Origin of the sequence: Streptomyces rubradiris, from assembly GCF_016860525.1 — a bacterium.
Taxonomy (GTDB): Bacteria; Actinomycetota; Actinomycetes; order Streptomycetales; family Streptomycetaceae; genus Streptomyces; species Streptomyces rubradiris.
The window spans coordinates 2,460,279-2,474,641 of record NZ_BNEA01000015.1; the positions used below are offsets into that span (position 1 = coordinate 2,460,279).

Below are 14,363 nucleotides of genomic sequence, written 5' to 3' on the forward strand. Positions count from 1 at the left end.
CCTTTTCCCCACATGATCCTCGTGGCCGCCCTGGAGGTTCCGTGGTACAGGCGTACATCCTGATCCAGACGGAGGTCGGCAAGGCGTCGACCGTCGCCGAGACGATCAGCAAGCTCCCTGGAGTGATCCAGGCCGAGGACGTGACGGGTCCGTACGACGTGATCGTGCGCGCCCAGGCCGACACGGTCGACGAACTCGGCCGCATGGTGGTCGCGAAAGTCCAGCAAGTGGACGGCATCACGCGCACCCTGACCTGCCCGGTCGTACATCTGTAGCCCCCGTCTACGCTTGGCCGGTGAACATCTTCCGTCACCGGCCTCCCGGCCTGCTCGCAGTGGCCCTGCTCGTCGCGGTCGCGGGCTGCTCCGCGACGGACGACAGCGGCACCGTGGCGGTGCCCACCCCGGACGCGCGGACCGCCCCGCTCTGCCGGGACCTGGACAAGGCGCTGCCACGGAAGGTGGACGGACAGCCCCGCCGGGACCCGGAGCCCCCGTCCGCCTACACGGCGGCCTGGGGAAGCCCGGCGATCATACTGCGCTGCGGCATTCCCCGGCCGCCCAAGATGGTCGATCCGAAGGTGGCCCTCGGGCAGGATCCGAACGCGATCGGCGGCGGGGTCGACGGCGTCGACTGGCTGATGGAGAAGCAGGACGACGGGACGTGGCGGTTCACCACGTCCGAGCGGCGCGCCTATGTGCAGGTGACCCTGCCGAAGGAGTTGTCCGGGCCGGACCACAGCGCGCAGGTGCTGACGGACCTGGCGGCGGCCGTGAAGAAGGCGATCCCGGAGGGGATCGCCTCCATGCGGCACTGATCCGGGCGCTGGGCTCAGCGCAGTCCGGTCGGGCGGCGCAGCGCCGCCCGCACCAGGCGGTCGACCAGCTCCGGGTAGCTCACGCCCGTCGCCTCCCACATCTGCGGGTACATCGAGATCGGCGTGAAACCGGGCATGGTGTTGATCTCGTTGATCACGAACTCGCCGTCCTCGGTGAGGAAGAAGTCCGCGCGGACCAGGCCCTCGCAGGAGGTCGCCTCGAACGCCTCGACCGCGAGCCGCCGCACCTCGGCGGTCTGCTCCTCGGTGAGCGGGGCCGGGACGACGCCGGGCGTGGAGTCGATGTACTTGGCCTCGAAGTCGTAGTACGCGTGCGCGTCCGGCGGCGGGATCTCGGCCGGGACGGAGGCGCGCGGGCCGTCCTCGAACTCCAAAACGCCGCACTCGATCTCACGGCCCCGTACGGCGGCCTCGACCAGGATCTTCGGGTCGTGGCGCTGCGCTTCGGCGATGGCCTCGTCCAGCCCGGCCAGGCCGTCGACCTTGGTGATGCCGATGGAGGAGCCCGCGCGCGCCGGCTTCACGAACAGCGGCCAGCCGTGCTCGCCGGCGAAGTCGACGATCCGCTTGCGGGCGGCGGACTCGTCCAGGGCCCACTCGCGGGGGCGGATCACCAGGTACGGGCCGACCTTGAGCCCGTAGGAGGCGAGGATCCGCTTCATGTACTCCTTGTCCTGGCCGACGGCCGAGGCGAGCACGCCCGAGCCGACGTAGGGCACCCCGGACAGCTCCAGCAGGCCCTGGAGGGTGCCGTCCTCGCCGTAGGGGCCGTGCAGCACCGGGAAGACGACGTCGACCTCGCCGAGCGCCTTGGGCACGGAGCCGGGCTCGCTGTAGACGACCTCGCGGCTGGTGGGGTCGACGGGGAGCACCACGCCGCCCTCGTGCTCCTCCGCGAGGTCGGCGACCTCGGGGGTGCGGCGGTCGGCGATGGCCATCCGGTCCGGTTCGTCGGCGGTGAGCACCCAACGGCCCTCCCGCGTGATGCCGATCGGCAGGACGTCGTACTTCGTCCGGTCGATGGCCCTGAGGACCGCGCCGGCGGTGACCATGGAGATCCCGTGTTCGGAGCTGCGCCCGCCGAACACGACGGCCACGCGCGGCTTGCGCTCCGGCTGCTCGGGGCTCTGGGGAAGGTTCTCGGTGCTCATATCGCGTTGAGAGTACCTGGAGGTAGACGGCAAGTCAGCGCGCGCTCCCGGGCCGTCGCTCAGCGTCGCACGGATGGTCGCGGAGCGTCGCGGACGGCCCGGCGGGGGGCGTGGCGGGCCGGTTTCAGCGCCGTTCGGGCTTGGCGCTGCGCGCCATGAGCTCCTTGAGCGCGGCGACCGGCGACTTGCCCTCGTGCACGATCTCCACGACCGTCTCGGTGATGGGCATGTCGACGCCGTGCCGGCGGGCCAGATCCAGCACGGACTCGCAGGACTTGACGCCCTCGGCGGTCTGCTTGGTGACGGCGATGGTCTCCTGGAGGGTCATGCCCTTGCCGAGGTTGGTGCCGAAGGTGTGGTTGCGGGACAGCGGCGAGGAGCAGGTGGCCACCAGGTCGCCCAGGCCCGCGAGTCCGGAGAAGGTCAGCGGGTCGGCGCCCATCGCCAGGCCGAGCCGGGTGGTCTCGGCGAGGCCGCGGGTGATGAGCGAGCCCTTGGCGTTGTCGCCGAGTCCCATGCCGTCGGCGATGCCGACCGCGAGGCCGATGACGTTCTTCACCGCGCCGGCGAGTTCGCAGCCGACCACGTCGGTGTTGGTGTACGGCCGGAAGTACGGCGTGTGGCAGGCGGCCTGGAGCCGCTGGGCGACCCGCTCGTCGGTGCAGGCCACCACGGCCAGGGCGGGCATGCGGGCGGCGATCTCGCGGGCCAGGTTGGGTCCGGTGACGACCGCGATCCGGTCCGCGCCGACCTTGGCGACGTCCTCGACGACCTCGCTCATCCGCATGGTGGAGCCGAGTTCGACGCCCTTCATCAGGGAGACGAGGACGGTGTCCGGCGCCAGCCGCGGCGACCAGTCGGCGAGGTTCTCGCGCAGCGTCTGGGAGGGGATCGCGAGCACGGTGAAGTCCGCGCCGGCGAGCGCCTCGGCGGCGTCGGCGGTGGCGCGCAGGTTCCGCGGGAGTTCCACGCCGGGCAGGTAGTCGGGGTTGGTCCGGGTGGAGTTGACCGCCTCGGCCAGCCCTGGCCGGCGGGCCCACAGGGTCACGTCACAGCCGGCGTCGGCGAGCACCATGCCGAAGGCGGTGCCCCACGAACCGGTGCCCATGACGGCCGCCCGCACAGGCTTGCTCACTTGGTCTGCCCTTCCGTCTGCCTGGCCCGCGCCTGAGCCTGCGCCTGGGTGCGGCGCCGCTGCTCGATCCGCTCGCGGCGCGGGTCGTACGGCGTCTCGGGCGCCTTCTCGCCGCGGATGTCCTCCAGCAGCCGGGTGATGGCCGCCATGATGACCTCGGTGGCCTCCTTCAGTACGTCCGGGGTCATCTCCTTGCCGTAGAAACGGGAGAGGTCCACGGGCGGGCCCGCCAGGACGTGGTGCGTCTTGCGCGGGAAGAGGTTCGGCTTCTTGGCGTAGGGCGGCAGCAGTTCGTTGGCGCCCCACTGGGCGACCGGGATGACCGGGCACCTGGTCTGCAGGGCGACCCGGGCGGCGCCGGTCTTGCCGGTCATGGGCCAGCCGTCCGGGTCGCGGGTGAGGGTGCCCTCGGGGTAGAAGGCGACGCACTCGCCGCGCTCGACGGCGTCGATGGCGGCCCGGAAGGCGCTGAGCGCGTCCGTGGACTCGCGGTAGACGGGGATCTGTCCGGTGCCGCGCATGGCGGCACCGACCAATCCCTTCTTGAAAAGGCCGCTCTTCGCCAGGAATCGCGGAACCCGTCCGGTGTTGTACTGATAGTGCGCGTATGCGAAGGGGTCCACGTGGGAATTGTGGTTCACCACGGTGATAAATCCGCCCTCGGCCGGAATGTGCTCCATTCCACGCCAGTCCCGCTTGATCAGAACCACCAGCGGCGGTTTGCAGATCACCGCGGCGAAGCGGTACCAGAAGCCGATTCTGCGGCGGGGCACAAGGACACCTTCCTCTAGGACTGCCACCCCGGCGGGGGTCGCACAAGTGTGGCCCCGGGCCGCCGGTCTGTCGAGAACACCGTACGCCCCGCCTCCCGGTACACCGGCGAGCCCAGGTGACAATGAACGGGACGAGGGAGGGACGGTACGTCGGTGCAGTGGACCTTGGTCATCCCGTTGAAGCCCCTGGCCCGGGCCAAGAGCAGGCTCGCGGACACCGCCGGTGACGGGGTGCGCCCGGGGCTGGCGCTGGCGTTCGCACAGGACACGGTGGGTGCGGCGCTGGCCTGCGCGGAGGTGCCGGATGTGGCGGTCGTCACGGACGACGAGCTGGCCGGCCGGGAACTGGCGGCGCTCGGCGCGCGGATCGTCCCGGACGTCCCAGGCGGCGGTCTGAACGCCGCGCTGGCCCATGGCGCGGCGGTCGTACGGCGGCACCGTCCCGGTGCCGCGGTCGCGGCCCTGAACGCCGATCTGCCGGCCCTGCGCCCCGCGGAACTGTCCCGGGTGCTGGCCGCCGCCGCGGAATTCCCCCGGGCATTTCTGCCGGATGCGGCCGGGGTGGGCACGACTTTGCTGGCGGCAAGCCGCGGCCGGGAATTGCGTCCGGCGTTCGGCGTGGATTCCCGCGCCCGCCACCGGGCCTCCGGCGCCGCGGAACTGGCGCCGGCGGGCGTCGATTCGGTACGGCAGGACGTGGACACCGGCGCGGACCTGCGCGCGGCACTGGCGCTGGGGGTGGGCCGGTTCACGGCGGTGGTGGCGGCGGGGCTGCTGATCCCGGGCTCCGGGGACTCCCACTAGGCTGACGGCCATGCAGGCCACCGCGTACACCTACGACCCGCAGACCCGCAGCGGACAGGTGCTCCTCGACGACGGCACACCCGTGCCCTTCGACGCCGCCGCGTTCGACGCCGGCGGCCTGCTGCTGCTCCGCCCCGGGCAGCGGGTGCGGATCGAGACGGAGGGCGAGGGGGACGCGGTGCGGATCACCCTCGTAACCCTCCAGACCCTGTAACCCCCCTTACACACGCCGCGGGCCGGGCTCCCGAGGGAGTCCGGCCCGGCGCGTGAGTGCCCTGGCGGCCTTACGACGTCGCCTTGCGGGCGGTCGTCTTCTTGGCGGTGGTCTTGCGGGCCGTCGACTTCTTGGCCGGGGCCTTCTTCGCGGTGACCTTCTTCGCCGGGGCCTTCTTGGCGGTGGTCTTCTTCGCCGCGGTGGTCTTGGCGGTCGCCGTGGTCTTCTTGGCGGGCGCCTTCTTCGCCGTGGTCTTCTTCGCGGCGGCCGTCGTCGTCTTCTTCGCCGGCGTCGCCTTCTTCGCCGTGGTCTTCTTCGCCGCACCCGTCGTCTTCTTGGCGGCGGCCTTCTTGCCGGCGGCCTTGGCGATGGTGGGCGGCGGGCCGGACAGGCTGCCCTTCGGCGCCTTCTTGACAGCCACCTCGCCACCACGCGGGAGCTTCTTCGAGCCGCTCACCAGGTCCTTGAAGCCCTGACCGGCGCGGAAACGCGGCACGGAGGTCTTCTTGACCCGAACCCGCTCGCCCGTCTGAGGGTTGCGGGCGTAACGGGCGGGGCGGTCCACCTTCTCGAAGGACCCGAAGCCGGTGACCGAGACCCGCTCGCCCGCGACGACCGCGCGGACGATGGCGTCCAGGACATGATCGACAGCATCGGCGGCCTGCTGGCGGCCACCCAACTTGTCGGCAATCGCTTCTACGAGCTGCGCCTTGTTCACGTCTTCCCCTTCGGAGACATCGCCAGAACGAAAGTGTTCAAGCTTTTTCGCACGTTAGGCAGATATATACCGCAAATCAAACACGAAACGGGCTTATCACCCTTGTGCCGCAACGGACTCGGCCGTCTCGGACGGTTTCAACGGTCCGCTTCGGGGATCCGACCCGCGTCGAGATCCGCCGTGAACCGATCGAGCCGCCTTGCCGCGTCGGCGAGGTCGTGCTTGGCCGCGGCCGTAATGACCAGCAGCTTCCGGGTCAGCGCCACCCGTACGCCCTCCGGGACTTGCAGTGCGCGCACCCTTGCGTGCGCTTCCTTGAGTTGGTTCGCGACCGCCGTATAGAGCTGGAGTTGGCCGTCGTGTTCCATGCACAGATTGTGCCATCTGGGGCGAGTTGTCGCCTGCGCAGGGGGGCAACTACCGCCTCAATTGGCCTTCCAGGCACTTGCGAAGGAGCCGAACACAGCACTCACGTACCCCATCAACGACCTTCATAACACGGGAAGTTGAGAGAATCCGCAGGGTGCCGCCGGTGCGGCCGGGAGCAGACATGGCTGTACCCCCGATCGAGGCGATCGGGGGTACAGACGGGGTGTCGAGGTGGCCGAAATCCGACCCTGAGAGGGTCTGGCCGGCCGCCGGATCAGACCTGGAGCGTGCGCGGCTTGTAGGCGGGCCGCCCGGCCTCGTAGGCGGCGATGTCGGACTCGTTCCGCAGCGTGATGGAGATGTCGTCCAGGCCGTTCAGCAGCCGCCAGCGGGAGTTCTCGTCCAGCTCGAAGGAGGCGGTGATGCCCTCGGCGCGCACCTCACGCGCCTGGAGGTCCACCGTGACCTCGGCGGTCGGGTCGGCTTCCGTCAGCTCCCACAGGGCGTCCACGATCTTCTGGTCCAGGACCACCGTGAGCAGGCCGTTCTTCAGCGAGTTGCCGCGGAAGATGTCGGCGAAGCGGGAGGAGATCACGGCCTTGAAGCCGTAGTTCTGCAGCGCCCACACGGCGTGCTCGCGCGAGGAGCCGGTGCCGAAGTCGGGGCCGGCGACCAGGACCGTGGCGCCCTGCCGCTCGGGCCGGTTGAGCACGAACTCGGGGTCCTTGCGCCAGGCCTCGAACAGTCCGTCCTCGAAGCCGTCGCGGGTGACCTTCTTGAGCCAGTGGGCGGGGATGATCTGGTCGGTGTCGACGTTGCTGCGGCGCAGCGGGACGGCCCGGCCGGTGTGGGTGGTGAAGGCTTCCATGATTCTCAGACTCCAGCGGGCGCGGGGGCGTCGGTCAGGTCGGCGGGCGAGGCCAGGTGGCCCAGGACGGCGGTGGCCGCCGCGACCTGCGGGGACACCAGGTGCGTACGGCCGCCCTTGCCCTGCCGGCCCTCGAAGTTGCGGTTGGAGGTGGAGGCGGAGCGCTCGCCCGGGGCCAGCTGGTCGGGGTTCATGCCGAGGCACATCGAGCAGCCCGCGTGCCGCCATTCGGCGCCGGCCTCCTTGAAGACCACGTCCAGGCCCTCGGAGACGGCCTGCAGACCGACCCGCGCGGAGCCGGGCACGACCAGCATCCGTACGCCGTCGGCGACTTTGCGGCCGCGCAGGATGCCGGCGGCGGCGCGCAGGTCCTCGATGCGGCCGTTGGTGCACGAGCCTACGAAGACGGTGTCCACGCTGATGGAGCGCAGCGGCTGGCCGGCCGCCAACCCCATGTATTCCAGGGCCTTTTCGGCGGCCAGGCGCTCCGAAGCGTCTTCGTACGAAGCCGGGTCGGGGACGGACGCCGAAAGCGGCGCGCCCTGGCCGGGGTTGGTGCCCCAGGTGACGAACGGCGACAGCTCGGCGGCGTCGATGACCACCTCGGCGTCGAAGACGGCGTCGTCGTCGGTGCGCAGGGTCTTCCAGTACGCCACGGCCGCGTCCCAGTCGGCGCCCTCGGGGGCGTGCGGGCGGCCCTTGAGGTACTCGAAGGTGGTCTCGTCCGGGGCGATCATGCCGGCCCGGGCACCGGCCTCGATCGACATGTTGCAGATGGTCATCCGGGCCTCCATCGAGAGCTTCTCGATGGCGGGGCCGCGGTACTCCAGGACGTAGCCCTGGCCGCCGCCGGTGCCGATCCTCGCGATGATCGCCAGGATCAGGTCCTTGGCGGTGACACCGTCGGGCAGCTCGCCCTCGACGGTGATGGCCATGGTCTTCGGGCGGGCCATGGGCAGCGTCTGGGTGGCCAGCACGTGCTCGACCTGCGAGGTGCCGATGCCGAACGCCAGCGCGCCGAAGGCTCCGTGCGTGGAGGTGTGCGAGTCGCCGCAGACGACCGTGGTGCCGGGCTGGGTCAGGCCCAGCTGCGGGCCGACGACGTGGACGACGCCCTGTTCGACGTCGCCCAGCGGGTGCAGCCGCACGCCGAACTCGGCGCAGTTCTTGCGCAGGGTCTCCAGCTGGGCGCGGGAGACCGGGTCGGCGATCGGCTTGTCGATGTCGAGGGTCGGGGTGTTGTGATCCTCGGTCGCGATGGTGAGGTCGAGGCGGCGGACCTTCCGGCCGCTCTTGCGCAGACCGTCGAAGGCCTGGGGGCTGGTCACCTCGTGCAGCAGGTGCAGATCGATGTAGAGGAGGTCGGGCTCGCCCTCGGCGCGCCGGACGACGTGGTCGTCCCAGACCTTCTCCGCGAGTGTCCTACCCATCGCTTTCCCTCCGGCCGGCAAGCGTCCACCGACCCAACTAGAGATCTTGAGGGGCGGTGGCTGCCCTGTACCGGGCCCCTGAACGTCGTGATTCCGGGCGTCCACCGCCAGGCCCGTTGGTCCTCGGGCCGCCGTGTGGTTCCAGGGTGGCGCGTTCCACGGAAAATTGAACTTGCGTTTCACAGAGTGAGACGCGAGTATCGTTGCATGGACAACAGTAGCGGCGTCGGCGTTCTGGACAAGGCGGCCCTCGTCCTGAGCGCTCTGGAGTCCGGTCCGGCCACCCTCGCGGGTCTGGTCGGGGCCACCGGACTGGCACGACCCACGGCCCACCGCCTGGCCGTGGCCCTGGAACACCACCGCCTGGTGGCACGCGACATGCAGGGCCGGTTCATCCTCGGCCCGCGCCTGGCCGAGCTCGCGGCGGCGGCGGGCGAGGACCGCCTGCTGGCCACGGCGGGCCCCGTGCTCACCCACCTCCGTGATGTCACCGGCGAGAGCGCCCAGCTCTACCGGCGCCAGGGTGACATGCGGATCTGTGTGGCCGCGGCGGAACGTCTCTCCGGCCTGCGGGACACGGTCCCGGTCGGCTCCACGCTCACCATGAAGGCGGGCTCCTCGGCGCAGATCCTGCTCGCCTGGGAGGAGCCGGAGCGGCTGCACCGGGGCCTGCAGGGCGCCCGCTTCACGGCGACGGCCCTGTCCGGCGTACGGCGGCGCGGCTGGGCCCAGTCCATCGGCGAGCGCGAGCCGGGCGTCGCCTCCGTCTCGGCTCCCGTGCGCGGGCCCTCCAACCGCGTGGTGGCCGCCGTGTCCGTCTCCGGCCCCATCGAGCGCCTGACCCGGCACCCGGGCCGCATGCACGCCCAGGCGGTCATCGACGCGGCGGCCCGCCTCTCGGAGGCCCTGCGCCGCTCGGGCTGACAGCACCCGGCAGCACGACAAGCCCCCGCCCCGGGAAGGCCGCCTCAACGCCGCGGCAGGCCCTCCCCGGGGCGGGGGCGAACTCTTCACCTCGAAGGGGCACCCCTCCGCCCCCGGGCGACTAGACGCCCGCCCCCTTCCCCGACCGGTAAGCGAACCGGTCCCTGGCATAACGGCCCCGCTTCTCCAGCGGAACCTGACCGTGCGCGGCGGCCAGTCCGAACGCCGGCATGTCGCCGTAGACCGCCTCGTAGGACCCCTCCGGCACGACGTACGTCTCGTGCCATATCCCCACCTGCCCGCGCAGCTTCCCGGCCCGCTCCAGGCGGTTGAGCCGCGCCCACGCCTTGTGGTGGAACGCGTCCGGGGCCGTCGCGTAGGCGTACAGCTTCTCCTTGGACTCCCAGTACTGCACGACGTAGTACGTCCGTGGCGACGCCGTCAGCAGGACCTTGGCCAGCAGGCCCCGCGCGGGGTCCTTCTCCAGTTCGCGCAGCATGCGGAACATGCCCAGCAGCACGGGCAGCCACAGCCGCACGGCCGGGAAACGGTTGACGCGCATGCCGATCAGCAGGACGACGACCTCGCCCCGCGCGTCGGCGGTGGTACGGGACACCATGACTTCTCCCTCATTGGTGAGCGGCGCTATCCAACGACTACCTGTTTAGATAGTGCTCCTATCCAAGAAGGGGCGCAAGGGATGCGGCTTGCCGAGCTGAGCAGACACAGCGGTGTGTCCACCGCGACGATCAAGTACTACCTGCGCGAAGGGCTGTTGCCGCCCGGCCGCCAGATCAACGCCACGACGGCCGAGTACGGCGAGGAGCACCTGCGCCGGCTGCGCCTGGTGCGGGCGATGATCCAGGTGGGCCGGCTGCCGGTGTCGACCGTGCGCGAGGTGCTGGGGCACGTGGACGACGACTCCCTGGGCCGCTCCATCCGGCTGGGCGCCGCCCTGTGGGCGCTGCCGCAGGTGCCGGAGCCGGACGAGGACGACGAGTACGTCCGGGCCGCGCGCCAGGAGGTCGCCGCGCTCCTGGACCGGCTGGGCTGGCAGAACGCCAAGCTGCTCGCGACCATCTCCCCCGCCTACCGCTCGCTGGTGGTGGCGGTGGCCGCGCTCCGGCGGCTCGGCTACGACTGGGGGGCGGAACGGCTCGCGCCGTACGCCGAGTTGATGCACCGCACGGCCGTCCTGGACCTGGACAACCTGGAGGCCCAGCCGTCGGAGGCGGAGCGGATCGAGACCGCGGTCCTCGGGGCGGTCCTCAACGAGCCGCTGCTTCGGGCCCTGCACCGACTGGCCCAGGAAGAGGAGACGGCACGGCGGTACGGCTTCGAGTGAGCCGGCGGGGGAGAAACGGCGAAGGCCCTCCACCGAGGTGGAGGGCCTTCCCTGTGCGTACCCCCGACCGGATTCGAACCGGCGCTACCGCCTTGAGAGGGCGGCGTGCTAGGCCGCTACACAACGGGGGCGTGGATCTTACGTTTCCGCAGATCCGAGCTGGTCTACCTGGACTCGAACCAAGACTAACTGAACCAGAATCAGTCGTGCTGCCAATTACACCATAGACCAATGATGGTTTAGACCAGTCAGTACCCCCGACCGGATTCGAACCGGCGCTACCGCCTTGAGAGGGCGGCGTGCTAGGCCGCTACACAACGGGGGCCCTAGCGATCCCGACAAGATCGAGATCAGTACCCCCGACCGGATTCGAACCGGCGCTACTGCCTTGAGAGGGCAGCGTGCTAGGCCGCTACACAACGGGGGCTTTGCAGATAAGCTCTGCGAGCTGGCCTACCTGGACTCGAACCAAGACTAACTGAACCAGAATCAGTCGTGCTGCCAATTACACCATAGGCCACTGGAACTCAAGCCCCTGCGGGGATCTCGTTCTAGCTTGCTCCTCGGGGCTCCGGCCTTTCGGCCCGCTCCCCTCGGCGCAGAAAGAACATTACCCGAAGGTGGACGGGGCTCCAAAACGGGTATCGGCGCGGACGAGCGCGGGGAGTTCGGAGAGGGTCGAGATCCGGTGCGCGACGGGCTGTCCGGCGGGCCGCACGAGGGCGGTCCCGCGGTCGATCCACACGGACAGCAGCCCGGCCTCGGCGGCGCCCCGACCGTCGATCTCCGGGTGGTCGCCGACGTAGGCCACCTCGTGCGGGGGCAGCCCCAGCGCCTCGCAGGCCGCGTGGAAGGCGCCGGCCTCCGGCTTGGAGACGCCCAGGTCGGCCGCGCACAGAACCGATTCGAAGCGGTCGAGGAGGCCGAGGGTGCGCAGCTTGTGCTCCTGGACCAGGAGGCTGGAGTTGGAGAGCACCGCGTGCCGGTAGTCGGCCGCGAGGGCGTCCAGGGCGGGCAGGACGTCCGGGAACAGGCTCCAGGCGGCCTCGTAGTGGGCGAAATAGCGCTCGAACCAGGCGTCGGCCTCGTCGTCGGTCAGGTCCCGGCCCAGAAAGACGCGGGTGCGGTCGCGACGCTGCGTGACGAAGTCCACCTCGCCGGCGGAGAACCGGGCCCACTGGGCATCGGTGATCTCCCGCCAGCGCAGCAGGGCCCGCTCGACGCCCCCGTACGCGGCGAACAGCCCCTCGGCCAGCAGATGGGCCCGCATGCCCTCCCGGTCCGCGCTCGTGTAGTCGAAGAGGGTGTCGTCCACGTCCCAGACGACGGCTCGGATCGTCATACGGCCGACGGTACCGCCGGGGCCCGGACCCGCGCGGAGAAAGCGCGCGATCCGATGGGACACCAGGCGCTCACATCGGGTGACGAACGCCTGAGGGGCGGCGCCCGGAGTCCGGGTGCCGCCCCTCAGGCGTGTGTGGCGTCGGTCACGCGGTGAGCTTGGCCAGGGCCGCGTCGATCCTGGCCAGCGTCTTCTCCTTGCCCAGGACTTCCAGGGACTCGAAGAGGGGCAGGCCGACGGTGCGGCCGGTGACGGCCACGCGGACCGGTGCCTGGGCCTTGCCGAGCTTGAGGCCGTGCGCCTCGCCGGCGGCCAGGACGGCCTCCTTCAGGGACTCCGCCGAGGTCCAGTCCGCCGCCTCCAGCTTCTCGCGCGCGGTGCGCAGCAGGGCGTCGCTGCCCTCCTTCATCGCCTTCGTCCAGGAGGCCTCGTCCTCGACCGGCTCCGGCAGGAACAGGAAGTCGACGTTGGCGGTGATCTCCGACAGGACCTTCAGGCGGGTCTGGGCGTGCGGGGCGATCGCCTGCCACTTGGCCTCGTCGAAGTCCTCCGGCGCCCACGGCGCGAACGGGGCCCTCAGCCACGGCCGGCAGCGCTCGGTGAACTCCTTCACATCCAGCATGCGGATGTGGTCGCCGTTGATCGCCTCGCACTTCTTCAGGTCGAAGCGGGCCGGGTTGGGGTTCACGTCGGAGATGTCGAAGGCCCGGACCATCTCCTCGATCGTGAAGATGTCCTGGTCCGCGGAGAGCGACCAGCCCAGCAGGGACAGGTAGTTGAGCAGGCCCTCGGGCAGGAAACCCTGCTCGCGGTAGAGGTTCAGCGACGACTGCGGGTCGCGCTTGGACAGCTTCTTGTTGCCCTCGCCCATCACGTACGGCAGGTGGCCGAACTCCGGGACCCGCTTGGCGACGCCCAGTTCGATCAGCGCCTTGTACAGCGCGATCTGGCGCGGGGTGGAGGAGAGCAGGTCCTCACCGCGCAGGACGTGGGTGATCTCCATCAGCGCGTCGTCGACCGGGTTGACCAGCGTGTACAGCGGGGCGCCGTTCGCGCGGACGATGCCGTAGTCGGGCACGTTCTCCGGGGTGAAGGTCAGCTCGCCGCGGACCAGGTCGGTGAACGTGATCGTCTCGTCCGGCATCCGGAAGCGCACGATGGGCTCGCGGCCCTGCGCCTTGTACTGCTCGACCTGCTCGGCGCTCAGGTCCCGGCAGTGGCCGTCGTAGCCGGAGGGCCGGCCCGCGGCCCGGGCGGCCTCGCGGCGGGTGTCCAGCTCCTCCTGGGAGCAGTAGCAGTGGTAGGCGTAGCCGCCGTCCAGGAGCTTGCGGGCGACGTCCTGGTAGATGTCCATCCGCTGCGACTGGCGGTACGGCGCGTGCGGGCCGCCGACCTCGGGGCCCTCGTCCCAGTCGAAGCCGAGCCAGCGCATCGCGTCGAGGAGCTGGTTGTAGGACTCCTCGGAGTCGCGGGCCGCGTCGGTGTCCTCGATGCGGAAGACCAGGGTGCCCTGGTGGTGCCGGGCGAAGGCCCAGTTGAACAGGGCGGTGCGCACCAGGCCCACGTGCGGGTTACCGGTGGGCGAGGGGCAGAAACGGACGCGTACAGGTGCGCTAGCCACGCTTGACAACCTTGTTGGTGAGAGTGCCGATGCCTTCGATGGTGACGGCGACCTCGTCGCCGACGTGCAGGGGGCCGACCCCCGCGGGGGTTCCGGTGAGGATGACGTCGCCGGGGAGCAGCGTCATGGCCTCCGAGATGTTGACGACCAGGTCCTCGATCGGGTGGATCATCTCGCTCGTGCGGCCCAGCTGACGCTGTTCGCCGTTGACGGTGAGCTGGATGGTCAGGTCGTTCGCGCGGGCGAGGTCCAGGTCCGTCTCCACCCAGGGGCCGAGCGGGCAGGAACTGTCGAAGCCCTTGGCACGGGCCCACTGCTTCTCACGCCGCTGCACATCACGGGCGGTGACGTCGATGGCGCAGGTGTAGCCGAGGATGACGTCCTTCACGCGGTCGCGCGGGACCTCGCGGCACATCCGGCCGATGACGACGGCCAGCTCGGCCTCGTGGTGCAGCTCCCGGGAGAACGACGGGTACTGGATCTCGTCGCCGGGGCCGATCACCGAGGTGGACGGCTTGAAGAAGGCGAACGGTGCGTCGGGCACCTCGTTGCCCAGCTCGCGGGCGTGCTCGGAGTAGTTGCGGCCGAATGCCACGACTTTGTTGGGGAGCACCGGCGGCAGCAGCCTGACCTTGCTGAGCGGCACCTTCGTCCCGGACAGCTCGAAGTCCGCGAACGGGATGCCCTTGATGATGTCGAGGACGAGTTCGTCCTGCTTGTCGCCCTCGACCGCGCCGAAGGCTACGTTCCCGTCGATGGAGAACCTGGCGATGCGCACGGGATGCTCGCGCCCCTCACTGAGAACCGGCGTATTGACGCCCCAGGTTATCG

The 14,363-nt window shown here is 70.4% G+C and carries 17 protein-coding genes and 5 tRNA genes; 6 read left to right on the forward strand and 16 right to left on the reverse strand.

The features are described 5' to 3' along the window. Positions 1 to 41: 41 nt before the first annotated feature. Both Srubr_RS23940 and Srubr_RS23945 read left to right on the forward strand, forming a co-directional pair. A complete protein-coding gene (locus Srubr_RS23940; protein WP_030612688.1) occupies positions 42 to 275 on the forward strand; it encodes an Lrp/AsnC family transcriptional regulator in 234 nt (77 codons plus the stop codon). A 20-nt stretch (positions 276 to 295) separates the two neighbouring features. Then, the gene (locus Srubr_RS23945; protein ID WP_189997632.1) at positions 296 to 817 is read left to right on the forward strand and encodes a DUF3515 domain-containing protein; all 522 of its coding nucleotides are present in this window, start codon (positions 296 to 298) and stop codon (positions 815 to 817) included. Between the two features lie 14 nt (positions 818 to 831). Here Srubr_RS23945 and Srubr_RS23950 read toward each other — a convergent pair whose 3' ends face one another. The 3 genes from Srubr_RS23950 to Srubr_RS23960 all read right to left on the reverse strand — a co-directional run bounded on the left by Srubr_RS23950 (position 832) and on the right by Srubr_RS23960 (position 3,897). Further along, on the reverse strand, positions 832 to 1,989 hold the full coding sequence (locus Srubr_RS23950) for a D-alanine--D-alanine ligase family protein (protein WP_189997633.1): 1,158 nt from the start codon (positions 1,987 to 1,989) through the stop codon (positions 832 to 834). Between the two features lie 124 nt (positions 1,990 to 2,113). Next, positions 2,114 to 3,124, reverse strand: a complete 1,011-nt coding sequence (locus Srubr_RS23955) for an NAD(P)H-dependent glycerol-3-phosphate dehydrogenase (protein ID WP_189997634.1) — start codon at positions 3,122 to 3,124, stop codon at positions 2,114 to 2,116. Further along, on the reverse strand, positions 3,121 to 3,897 hold the full coding sequence (locus tag Srubr_RS23960) for a lysophospholipid acyltransferase family protein (RefSeq protein WP_189997635.1): 777 nt from the start codon (positions 3,895 to 3,897) through the stop codon (positions 3,121 to 3,123). The genes Srubr_RS23955 and Srubr_RS23960 overlap by 4 nt, the downstream gene beginning before the upstream one ends. Before the next feature lie 153 nt (positions 3,898 to 4,050). Here Srubr_RS23960 and cofC point away from each other — a divergent pair, with 153 nt between their 5' ends. Together cofC and Srubr_RS23970 are read left to right on the forward strand one after the other, a co-directional pair. Further along, on the forward strand, positions 4,051 to 4,701 hold the full coding sequence (gene cofC / locus Srubr_RS23965; protein ID WP_189997636.1) for a 2-phospho-L-lactate guanylyltransferase: 651 nt from the start codon (positions 4,051 to 4,053) through the stop codon (positions 4,699 to 4,701). A 10-nt stretch (positions 4,702 to 4,711) separates the two neighbouring features. Then, positions 4,712 to 4,915 (forward strand): hypothetical protein, encoded by a 204-nt coding sequence (locus Srubr_RS23970; RefSeq protein ID WP_189997637.1) that lies wholly within the window; start codon positions 4,712 to 4,714, stop codon positions 4,913 to 4,915. Positions 4,916 to 4,985: 70 nt separating this feature from the next. On the opposite strand, the gene Srubr_RS23975 is transcribed toward Srubr_RS23970, so the two are convergent. The 4 genes from Srubr_RS23975 to leuC form a co-directional block, all read right to left on the reverse strand. Further along, positions 4,986 to 5,633 (reverse strand): HU family DNA-binding protein, encoded by a 648-nt coding sequence (locus tag Srubr_RS23975; protein WP_189997638.1) that lies wholly within the window; start codon positions 5,631 to 5,633, stop codon positions 4,986 to 4,988. A gap of 137 nt (positions 5,634 to 5,770) precedes the next feature. Continuing rightward, a complete protein-coding gene (locus Srubr_RS23980) occupies positions 5,771 to 6,001 on the reverse strand; it encodes an SCO5555 family protein (protein ID WP_189997639.1) in 231 nt (76 codons plus the stop codon). A gap of 275 nt (positions 6,002 to 6,276) precedes the next feature. After that, positions 6,277 to 6,870 carry a 3-isopropylmalate dehydratase small subunit gene (leuD, locus tag Srubr_RS23985; RefSeq protein WP_189997640.1) on the reverse strand — a complete coding sequence of 198 codons (594 nt, stop codon included), beginning with the start codon at positions 6,868 to 6,870 and terminating at the stop codon, positions 6,277 to 6,279. A gap of 5 nt (positions 6,871 to 6,875) precedes the next feature. Beyond that, complete coding sequence (gene leuC, locus Srubr_RS23990; protein WP_189997641.1) at positions 6,876 to 8,300, reverse strand: 3-isopropylmalate dehydratase large subunit; 1,425 nt, start codon at positions 8,298 to 8,300, stop codon at positions 6,876 to 6,878. 207 nt (positions 8,301 to 8,507) lie between these two features. On the opposite strand from leuC, the gene ndgR reads away from it, so the two are divergent. After that, complete coding sequence (gene ndgR / locus Srubr_RS23995) at positions 8,508 to 9,224, forward strand: IclR family transcriptional regulator NdgR (protein WP_189997642.1); 717 nt, start codon at positions 8,508 to 8,510, stop codon at positions 9,222 to 9,224. Between the two features lie 121 nt (positions 9,225 to 9,345). Here ndgR and Srubr_RS24000 read toward each other — a convergent pair whose 3' ends face one another. Continuing rightward, a complete protein-coding gene (locus Srubr_RS24000) occupies positions 9,346 to 9,843 on the reverse strand; it encodes a DUF4188 domain-containing protein (RefSeq protein ID WP_189997643.1) in 498 nt (165 codons plus the stop codon). An 81-nt stretch (positions 9,844 to 9,924) separates the two neighbouring features. On the opposite strand from Srubr_RS24000, the gene Srubr_RS24005 reads away from it, so the two are divergent. After that, a complete protein-coding gene (locus Srubr_RS24005) occupies positions 9,925 to 10,569 on the forward strand; it encodes a MerR family transcriptional regulator (RefSeq protein WP_189997644.1) in 645 nt (214 codons plus the stop codon). Positions 10,570 to 10,627: 58 nt separating this feature from the next. Here Srubr_RS24005 and Srubr_RS24010 read toward each other — a convergent pair. The 8 genes from Srubr_RS24010 to Srubr_RS24045 all read right to left on the reverse strand — a co-directional run bounded on the left by Srubr_RS24010 (position 10,628) and on the right by Srubr_RS24045 (position 14,310). Further along, positions 10,628 to 10,700, reverse strand: a tRNA-Glu gene (locus Srubr_RS24010). A gap of 28 nt (positions 10,701 to 10,728) precedes the next feature. Then, a tRNA-Gln gene (locus tag Srubr_RS24015) sits at positions 10,729 to 10,800 on the reverse strand. A gap of 21 nt (positions 10,801 to 10,821) precedes the next feature. Then, positions 10,822 to 10,894, reverse strand: a tRNA-Glu gene (locus tag Srubr_RS24020). A 29-nt stretch (positions 10,895 to 10,923) separates the two neighbouring features. Continuing rightward, positions 10,924 to 10,996 (reverse strand) — tRNA-Glu (locus tag Srubr_RS24025). 21 nt (positions 10,997 to 11,017) lie between these two features. Beyond that, positions 11,018 to 11,089 (reverse strand) — tRNA-Gln (locus Srubr_RS24030). Between the two features lie 90 nt (positions 11,090 to 11,179). Next, positions 11,180 to 11,911, reverse strand: a complete 732-nt coding sequence (locus Srubr_RS24035) for an HAD family hydrolase (RefSeq protein ID WP_189997645.1) — start codon at positions 11,909 to 11,911, stop codon at positions 11,180 to 11,182. Between the two features lie 145 nt (positions 11,912 to 12,056). Continuing rightward, on the reverse strand, positions 12,057 to 13,532 hold the full coding sequence (gltX, locus tag Srubr_RS24040; protein WP_373313594.1) for a glutamate--tRNA ligase: 1,476 nt from the start codon (positions 13,530 to 13,532) through the stop codon (positions 12,057 to 12,059). Beyond that, on the reverse strand, positions 13,525 to 14,310 hold the full coding sequence (locus Srubr_RS24045; RefSeq protein ID WP_189997647.1) for a fumarylacetoacetate hydrolase family protein: 786 nt from the start codon (positions 14,308 to 14,310) through the stop codon (positions 13,525 to 13,527). The genes gltX and Srubr_RS24045 overlap by 8 nt, the downstream gene beginning before the upstream one ends. Between the last annotated feature and the right edge of the window lie 53 nt (positions 14,311 to 14,363).

Bases quoted from the DNA above. Each gene is read 5' to 3' on its own strand.
- Srubr_RS23950 (WP_189997633.1), bottom strand. From the start codon at position 1,989: ATGAGCACCGAGAACCTTCCCCAGAGCCCCGAGCAGCCGGAGCGCAAG.
- Srubr_RS23970 (WP_189997637.1), top strand. From the start codon at position 4,712: ATGCAGGCCACCGCGTACACCTACGACCCGCAGACCCGCAGCGGACAG.
- Srubr_RS23980 (WP_189997639.1), bottom strand. From the start codon at position 6,001: ATGGAACACGACGGCCAACTCCAGCTCTATACGGCGGTCGCGAACCAA.
- leuD (WP_189997640.1), bottom strand. From the start codon at position 6,870: ATGGAAGCCTTCACCACCCACACCGGCCGGGCCGTCCCGCTGCGCCGC.
- leuC (WP_189997641.1), bottom strand. From the start codon at position 8,300: ATGGGTAGGACACTCGCGGAGAAGGTCTGGGACGACCACGTCGTCCGG.
- ndgR (WP_189997642.1), top strand. From the start codon at position 8,508: ATGGACAACAGTAGCGGCGTCGGCGTTCTGGACAAGGCGGCCCTCGTC.
- Srubr_RS24000 (WP_189997643.1), bottom strand. From the start codon at position 9,843: ATGGTGTCCCGTACCACCGCCGACGCGCGGGGCGAGGTCGTCGTCCTG.
- Srubr_RS24005 (WP_189997644.1), top strand. From the start codon at position 9,925: ATGCGGCTTGCCGAGCTGAGCAGACACAGCGGTGTGTCCACCGCGACG.
- Srubr_RS24035 (WP_189997645.1), bottom strand. From the start codon at position 11,911: ATGACGATCCGAGCCGTCGTCTGGGACGTGGACGACACCCTCTTCGAC.